This window comes from Cyanobium sp. BA20m-p-22 (assembly GCF_024346275.1).
Lineage (GTDB): Bacteria > Cyanobacteriota > Cyanobacteriia > PCC-6307 > Cyanobiaceae > Cyanobium_A.
The window spans coordinates 1-8,223 of sequence record NZ_JAGQCQ010000160.1 but is presented as its reverse complement, the minus strand read 5'-3'; the positions used below and the strand labels follow the sequence as shown (position 1 = coordinate 8,223).

Here is an 8,223-nt window from a genome sequence, read left to right as displayed (position 1 = left end):
AATCGTCGATTGCCCTGATCAAGGCCAGTTTATCGGGTTTTTATCGCTGAAACAAGCTGCGCTGCAGTCGATCTGGCTTTTTCAGGAGTCCCCATGTAGTCCTCAGTGAACAGCTGCGTCACCGGGGAGATTTCATCGGCGCCGATCTTGACGCCGGAGTCATTGACTTCTTTTTTGCGCTTCGTCTGCCAGAACTGATAGGTCCAGCCCAGGCTGTCGCTGGCGGTGAAGGTCTCCGCTTCCAGCTCAGCAACCAGGCCCTGCAGCTGTTGGCGGATCTCCAGCGGCAACTTTGCTGCCAGCACTGGATCATCGATCCGGAAGATCTGCGGCAGCATCGCTTGGGCGTATTGCGCGGCCAGCCCCCAGAGATCTGTTCCCTCTTCGGCTGCGAGCTCCTCGCATTCATCAAGGCTGATCGAAACACCAGAAGAGGGTTCGATCAGCAGCTGGTTCTCCGCCAGGAAGCGGGCAAATAGCATCCGGTGCCAGTGCTCGTAGGCCATTTCCCGCACCAAGCGCTCGATGCTTTGGCTGCCCTTCTGAGGATCGCGCTGATCCCCCAGCTGGCGGCCGCGGGCGCGTAGGCGGTTGCGCAGCTTGCGCTCCTCCTCACTCATGGATGTGTAGGGGTCTTTCCCCTCCACCGCAAGGCTGTTGAGGGCTTCACGGGCACCACGCTCGGCCAGGTCCCTGGCTTTCACCACGGTGTTTTCGAGGGTCTTGCGCAGATCTGAGGCGAGAGCGGGCATGGGGATTAGTTGATCTGGATCGGACCGTTTTGCAGGGCAGCTGCGAGCTTCTGGCGCTCAGCGGCCCACCAGGCATCAAGTGCTGCTTCGTCTTTGAGCACTCCACTGCTGAGCTTGAGTGGCTGGATGTTGGGCTCCAGGGCCTTGGCTGCCGCAGATCGCGCCTTGCCAAAGCGGGTGGGCAGGCTTTCGGCCAGCTCCGCCCTGCTGGCCAGGGAGCGCTGCTGCAGCGCCTCCAGCAACTTGCTTCTGTCTACGGGGTCAGCTGGTGGAGCCGCCACCGGTAACTGCAGGGCTTGACCAATGCGATTGCGCTCGACCTCCGGTAGGTCTTGCCACTCGGCACTGGCCTGCAGTTGCTGCAGCTCGGCGACCACCACCTGGCTCAGCTGTTGCTGGGCCTGCTCCAGCTCTGCCGTGAGTGCCTGCTCCAGCTGCTGCAGCAGGGGAGCCGCGAAATCGGTGGTGGGATCAAGCAGCGAGCGCTGGCTCCGGATCGCCTCCACCTGGGGCTCCAGCTCTTGGCGAACAGGCAACCCTTGGGCCTGGTGCAGCAGAGCCTGCAGTCGTTCCCAGCCAGGCAACCGTTTCTCTTTGAGGGCGGCCAGGCTGCAGGCCTGATCCCACAACTCCTGCAGCTGCTCCTTGGCATCAAGGATCGCTTTGAGTTGCTCGGGGCCACTCTTTTGGCGCAGCTCCTTCAGGAGGGTGGCGTTCACTGGCTGTGGCAGCGGGGCCTCACCACCGGATTGGAGAACCTTGTTCTCGATGGCATCGAGGAACTCGACGGCCTTGGCTTCTTCCTGCCCTGACTGGGCTGTGACGCCAGCAATTTTGCCAAACACGCCCCGCACATCCATCTTTTCCCGGGTGCTGAGTCGTATCTCCTGCAGGTAGAAGCGGGCTTTGCCGAGGCTCTGTTGATCGAGCTGACCAACCCCAATCGCGTTGTTCTGGCTGTCCTTAGCGCTGAGGGTGCCATCGCGCAGCAGGGCCAGCAGCACCGCATCCATTGCATCCTGCGGCCAGCCATAGGGCGCTACGCGTAGGACGGCGCGAATTGCACTGCCCTCCTTGCCGCCGCCGATTGCACTGATGACGATGCGGGCTACCGGATGACTGTCGTTTGAGCCCTGATGGCCAACGGCTGAAAGCGGTGAATCGCTGCCATCTTTGGCGCGCTTCACGGCGGTGCCCCAGCTGCCGTGATCGGCCTTGTGGAACTCGGGGAACAGCCGAGCTAGTGCAGCCTCAGAAGCCGCGGATTGCAGCTTCTCGCTGAGCTTGATGCCGTACTCCTCGATGCCGCCGCCCTTGAGCACCAGGGCATTGGCGATCACATCGGCAATCAGCTCGTTGCAGTCGTCTTCTGCGCGGCTCTGGCGGCTCTGCATCGCCTGCCTTGCTTCCTTGCCTTCTGGTGTGGAGGGGGTGCCGTAGTGATCGAGCACCCGGCGAGCAGCCGTTGCATCAATGATCCGGCTTTGCAGCTCTTCCGCGCCTCTGCGCGGCAGGAACACATGCAGCACCGGATCGTCGGCGCCGGCCTCGCGGGCGGCATCGCGCACCTCCTTATCGCTGCAGCCCCAGCCATCGCGAATCCACACCACCACCTGCTCGTTCGAGGGCGCCGGTGGTTCGGGGTTAGGCCAGGGGACGATCGACCGCTGGATCTTGGCTTGCCCCTGCAGCAAGCGAACCGCCTTGAGTTCCTTCTGGAGCTCAAGGCCGAGGCGCTTCTCACGCTCGTTGGTGATTTCGGCGGTGTCGTTGCGAACCGCCTGGCGCTTCTCCTCAAACAACCGCTGCCACTGGGCGCCTTCTGTGGTCTGAAGGCGGTATTCCTCCAGGCCCGGCTGATCGCCCACCTTCATCAAGGTGCCGTCTTCTGCCATCGCCTCCAGCAAGCCGGCGATTTGATTTCGCAGGGGGCCGCTGTCCTTGCGCAGATCCGGCACCATCAGGTCGGCCAGGGTGCGGGATGTAGCGCGGATGCCCTTATCGGCGCCCTGCTCGCGCGGCAGCCGGCTGATCAAGAAGGCCAGCCCGCAGAGGCTTTGCTTGAGCTTGCCCTCCTCCGTGCCCTCCTTGCCGAGATTGGCGATTCGGTTGCTGAGCTCGTTGAGCAGCACACCTGAATTGACCAGGTCGTTCGCCATCGATGTGAACAACACATCGCCGGTGATCACCCGGCCCAGGTCTTCTTCTGCGATGTCTTTGACGGCGTCAAAGATGATCCGCAGCTGGGAGCGCAGCTGGCTGTTGGTGCCGGCCACATCGACGCTGCGGAAGCACTCCTCCCAGAAGCGCCGGCGCGTGGGCAGCAGCGGGTAGTCGGCCACCGCCACCTGACGGTCTTCTGATCGCTCCTTGATCAGACTGCCTTCCAGCTGCTTGGACACTTCACCGGCATTGGCCTCGAGCACCTGCTGCACATCGACCTGGGCATCGGCGCGCTTCTGCAGGATCACCTTGCGGATCACCGTTTCCACGTCGGTGTCCGACAGCTGCACCGTCACCCGGAAGCGGTCTTTGAGCTTCTGCAGCTGGGGCGTTTCTGACGACAGCGCCGACTGGCCTGACGCCACCAACATCACCCGACTGTCGAGCTCGGTCTGCAGCGCCTCGGCCACTTCCACAAAGTCGGTGGCCCGGTCGTTGGAGTCACCGATGTATTGCTGCACCTCATCGAGCACCAGCATCGTGTGGGGCAGCTCGCCGCCATCGGGCGCCAGGGCCTTACGGGCTAGCTGCACGAACTCGGCGGTGGTGATGTCGCTGTCGCTGTTGGGGTATTGCTGGCGGATCACATCCCGCGCCTCGCGGTTGCCGGCGGCATAGTCCGGGTCTTGCTCCAGCACGGCGCCAGCGATCAGCGGGCTCACGTAGAGCTCATCCAGTTCCTCCAGCCAGCGGCTGCCTTCTGCTTCCACTGCGGAACGCACCGCATTGAGGTAACCCTTCTCCCGCAGCCAGAAGCAGAAGCGTGCCTGGGGCACCTTCTCGGGCATGCCCACCGCCTTGAGCAGGATCGCAAGCACGGTTTTGCGCACGGCGTCCTTGGCGCCAGAGGGCATGGCGCCGCTGGCGACCATCAACGGTTTGCCACTTCTGGCGGCGAGGGTATCGAGCTCGCGGAACTGGGCCTTCACCCCATCGGGGAGCTCCAGCACCAGATCTCGGGCGCGCTTGCCTGGGAACACCTCGGTGTTAGCCCACATGTGGCCGAGCGTCTTCTGCAAGTGCGACTTGCCGCTGCCAAAGAACCCCGCCACCCAGGCAGCGTTCTGGCGGGGCTGTCCCTGTTGGGCCAGGTAGCTCTGCAGGATCCGCTCCATCGCTTGGCCGTACTGGCCGTCGCACACGAAGGTGCTCAGCTCACCTTCCAGCTCGATGCGGGAGTTTTCGTCGTCGAGCGTGGTGATCCGCGCCTGGCCATTGTTGGCCAGCGGGCTGGTGCGCGGGTCGCGCTGCAGGGTTTGGAAAATCTTTTGGGTCATGCCACCGCTCCTGTGGGATGGCGGGTGATGCCCACCGCCATGTAGTTCCAGCCGTCTCGAGCATCGAGCAGCCGGTAGTTGTTGCTGTCTTTCTGACCTGGGAAGAACACGACCAGACGGCCCTGGATCTCGCGCTCCACCTCCTTGATCACATCGGAGAGCCGCAGGAAGCCAAACAGGCTCCCGGCCCCCAGCAGCGCCACCACATCGTTTTCAGTGGCCGCGCTGAGCTGGGCTTTGATCAGGTCTGCCACGTGCCTGAGGAAGCTGGAATCCAGCTTGAGGCGGATGTCATCTGGGGCTTGGAAATATTCCTCGCGGTATTTCATGCCACCCATCCATTCGGCAAAGGCAGTGGTGAGATCGACCAGCAGCCAGCCGTGGCCTGCCGTCTTGGTGGCCTGCTCAAACTCCAGCAACTTGGCCCGCAGGTGCCGCTCCAGCTCCTTCTCGTAGACGAGCATCACCACCCGATTCGCGGCTGGCAGGCCCTGCTGCCAGGGCACAGAGATGTGGTCTGAGTACTGCGCCGCCAGTTCATCAATCCGGCTCATGACTGCTGGCCTCCGTGCAGGGGATCTAATCCACTGGGATCGATCGAGACCACCCCAGCGCCGTGGGAAAGCTTGAGCAAGCCCAGGCGTTTGGCCTGCTGAGCCAGCTCAAGTAGCCCCGAGCTGGAACTGTCGAGCGCAGTCGCCCAGGGGGTGGTGAGCAGGGCCTTGCCGCGCTTGCCGCTGGCGTAGCCAAGCCACACCGCCAGTGCCAGTGACACCGGATGGGGATTGAGCGGCTGCCTCAGCTTTTTGACCCTGCCCTTGAGGTGACCGCTCTGGGTCCAGCTGCTGGCGGTGTTACGCGCCACCGCATCGAGCACCTTGGCGCTGAGCCGGTCGTGGCTGAAGCCCTGGACCGCCGCCACCATTTCGGATCGCTGCAGCAGCTCGCCCTGGGGCACCCCCATTACCTGAGCTGTGGTGGCCAGCAGCAGCGGATCCCGGGCCAGGCCGTTGAGCAGGGCCAGCTGGGGGTGTGCGGCGGGATCCACCGCCCAGAGCCGGCGCAGCACCCGGAACAGCGGCTTGCTCGGATCAAGACCATGTAAAGCCGTGAGCCGGGTGGCGGTTTCCTTGCGGGTGGAGAGGGTGCGCTTGCCCAGCACGTTCTCCTCCACGATCGCTGCCCGATACGCCTTGGCCGGAGCATCTGCTGGAATCGCCGCCAGCAGTGCCTCCAGCTCTTGGAGCATCAGGGTCTTGCTGGTGTGAGGGCCGCTGTCGGCCACCCGGAAGCCCAGCGCCGCCAGATCAGCTTTGGTGTCTGCGACCTTTGGGGGCTTGGGGCTGGAACGACGGGCGGGCATGTAGCGGAGTGGCTGGGCTGGCCTGGGAGGGCCCTGGTGGAGGCCGCACCGCGAGTTGGTGCGCATGCAGCACAGCAGCGTTCTTGCAGCAGTCTGACCCCTGGCAACGCCTGGCGCCGCCTGGCTTCTGAACCCGCCATAACTCTGGCAAAAACTATGCACAACACGCATAGTTTTGGCCCTCGATGTAGCTATGGCTAGAGCCTGGGGTGGTTGTAGACGCCTTGAGCAGGGGTGGAGGCCCGGCGGGGCAACCGCCGGGCCAGTGCCTCACAACACCTGCACCCGGGCTTGAGAGCCCAGCACCCGCTGCTGATTGGCAGCCAGGATCAGAGCCTGCTCGCGGGGCACGTAGTGCGGCTGGGAGCTGATGTGCCCTTCTCGATCAAGGAACAGCACCCGCAGCAGCCGGCCTGCCGCATCGAGCAGATGCACCGAGATGATGCGGATCGGGCATTGCTGCTCTACTGCGCTGCGGATAGAGGGAAGCGTGTGCGTGTGGGTGCGGGCCATGGCTGTGCTGGCGAACGACCCTGCCGTTGCGCCCCGGAGAAGCCAGCAGCGCGCAAGGGTCGCGCAGCGACTCGCGTTAGCCCTTTCGCGGTGCGGGCGCCGGGGCAGACCAGGTGGGGTGATCGCAAGTCCCGATGGGCCGACCAACGTCAAGCGGGTAGCGCAACAAGTCCGCTGCCAGGCAAACGCCAAGAACTGCTGTTAGCCCGGAGCACCCCCTTGGACAATCTGAACTCCTGTGTTCTTTCGAGACTTGGGCTTCTCCTGCGTGGGCAGTTGGATGAATTGGGCTCGTTTGTTGAGTAGCTTGGTGAGCTGGCGAAGCTTATCCAGGCCACCCTGTCCACTTTCAAAGGCATTGAGGGCCGTCAGGACCTCGTTGATCTTCTGAGGCTCAATACCCCTAGATCGCGCCCTCGCGATCACCGTCCTGCAGTGAGTTACGAAATCAGAATTGCTTGACATCGCTAATCAGCTGCGCTGTGGGACCGAGGGAAGGCCAAAAGATTCGTTTAAGATTGATCCTCTTCGTTGAGAAGCAGGACTGGATGCGCTCGTGGATTGGGGTGGCCAGGAAAGCAAGAGAAACAGACCCTTGCACCCATGGTGAGTCTGGATCCATAGACGCTCTTGTTGTTAAAGAAGACCATGCTGCCATCGTCATCTCTGATCTCGCCAAAGGCACCGGAGGAATGCAAAAAGACGCACTCTCCGAACCTCCTCTCCGAGACCGTGTAGCACAGGTCAGCGCATTTAACGGAAAGCTCTTTAGCGCTCGGACGGTCCGACGGGTTCGGGCTCAGACAATGGATGACAATGTCCGCGAGATCACTAACCAGCGGCTTGAACTGTGACCGCCCTGGAAAGCGGATGGGAAGATCAGGAACTTCCGCCTGCATGATTTTGGCAACAGCAGAAAGGCCACGACCGTATGGGGGGTCACCCGCCAATAGCTCGTAGATCATTGCCCCTACAGACCAGATATCAGATTCTGTTCCCGCGCTCTCCTGGGACTTAAGCACTTCAGGGGCCATGTATGGCAGAGCTCCAACAACTGTCTTAGAGGCTGACATTGTTTCATCGCCACCCACAACAGCATCGTCGATCTCTTCCTTGGCCATCTTCGCAATGCCAAAGTCAGTAATTTTTATCCCATGCACTTCAGGCCCGCCAATAAACATCACATTGCTCGGCTTAAGATCACGATGCACCACACCTGCGCGATGTGACGCCGCCAATCCCTTGGCTAAGTGATGCAGGATTTTGGCAACAAGTGAGGGATCTAGCGCGAAGAAAGGCTCTAACAATCCCTTCTTGATATCCTTGCCATCAATAAACTCTTCGACAAGATATTGCGCTTCTCCATCATTGATGTAGTCAAGAGTTTTAGCAACATTGGGGTGATTGACCTGTGCGCTCACAATCGCACTGCGCTCAAAACGCTTGTCTGCAGACGCATTCTTTGGAGTCTTTACTGCAACCCGTCTCTTTAGATGGAGGTCATTAGCAAGATAGACCTCCTGCATTCCACCTTCACCGGAAAACTCAAGGATCTCGTATCGATCTGCGATGAGGTCACCTGCTGCGTGGAGCCGACGATTTCTCACGGCACGACCTCTGGATTAGAGATATCGAACGTGGCAAACGCCTTCTTGTCACCACCAGCGCCAAGAGTGATCACGCAACTCTTAGGCATTTTCTCGCCAGCAACAATAGGTTTGTTGTTCACTCGCACCTCCCCAACAGTTTCAAACACGTCAAAAGAGGCTCCTGAATAGCTTATGGCGATTGACCATTCATCACCGTTTGTCGAGCTACCCAGTCTCATGCGAATGGAAGGACAGTTCTTATCAATAGTCAACACCTTATCCGGGGTCACGAGCAGGCCTTTGTGCCTGCCGATTAAAAGAAACTCCTCTAGAGCCATCTGAATCTCTCTTATCCTTGGCCTTTTAGCTGGACTAATGCTGAGTGACGCATCGAGTAGTACGTAGATTCTGGCCGGGATGCCAAGTGAGAGGGTCTCAAAGCTAGGAACCTCACCTCGGCGGACTGGAGAAAGACTCGCCGGGAGATCTGAGCCGGACAAGTGCCA

Annotated in this window: 7 protein-coding genes; all 7 read right to left on the bottom strand. The window is 61.1% G+C overall.

The annotated features are described in order from the left end of the window. Positions 1-29: 29 nt before the first annotated feature. Positions 30-752 (bottom strand): BREX-1 system adenine-specific DNA-methyltransferase PglX, encoded by a 723-nt coding sequence (locus KBZ15_RS13590; protein ID WP_255015755.1) that lies wholly within the window; start codon positions 750-752, stop codon positions 30-32. A 5-nt stretch (positions 753-757) separates the two neighbouring features. Next, entirely contained in the window at positions 758-4,252 is a 3,495-nt protein-coding gene (gene brxC / locus KBZ15_RS13585) for a BREX system P-loop protein BrxC (RefSeq protein WP_255015753.1), read from the bottom strand. Beyond that, positions 4,249-4,806, bottom strand: a complete 558-nt coding sequence (locus tag KBZ15_RS13580; protein WP_255015752.1) for a BREX protein BrxB domain-containing protein — start codon at positions 4,804-4,806, stop codon at positions 4,249-4,251. The genes brxC and KBZ15_RS13580 overlap by 4 nt, the downstream gene beginning before the upstream one ends. Beyond that, the gene (locus KBZ15_RS13575; protein WP_255015750.1) at positions 4,803-5,681 is read right to left on the bottom strand and encodes a hypothetical protein; all 879 of its coding nucleotides are present in this window, start codon (positions 5,679-5,681) and stop codon (positions 4,803-4,805) included. The genes KBZ15_RS13580 and KBZ15_RS13575 overlap by 4 nt, the downstream gene beginning before the upstream one ends. A gap of 204 nt (positions 5,682-5,885) precedes the next feature. Then, entirely contained in the window at positions 5,886-6,128 is a 243-nt protein-coding gene (locus KBZ15_RS13570) for a hypothetical protein (protein WP_255015749.1), read from the bottom strand. 512 nt (positions 6,129-6,640) lie between these two features. Beyond that, positions 6,641-7,735, bottom strand: coding sequence for a serine/threonine-protein kinase (locus KBZ15_RS13565; protein ID WP_255015748.1), 1,095 nt, complete (start codon positions 7,733-7,735; stop codon positions 6,641-6,643). Beyond that, positions 7,732-8,223 (bottom strand): hypothetical protein (locus tag KBZ15_RS13560; RefSeq protein ID WP_255015747.1); only part of this gene is annotated, 492 nt, incomplete at its 5' end. The genes KBZ15_RS13560 and KBZ15_RS13565, both read right to left, overlap by 4 nt.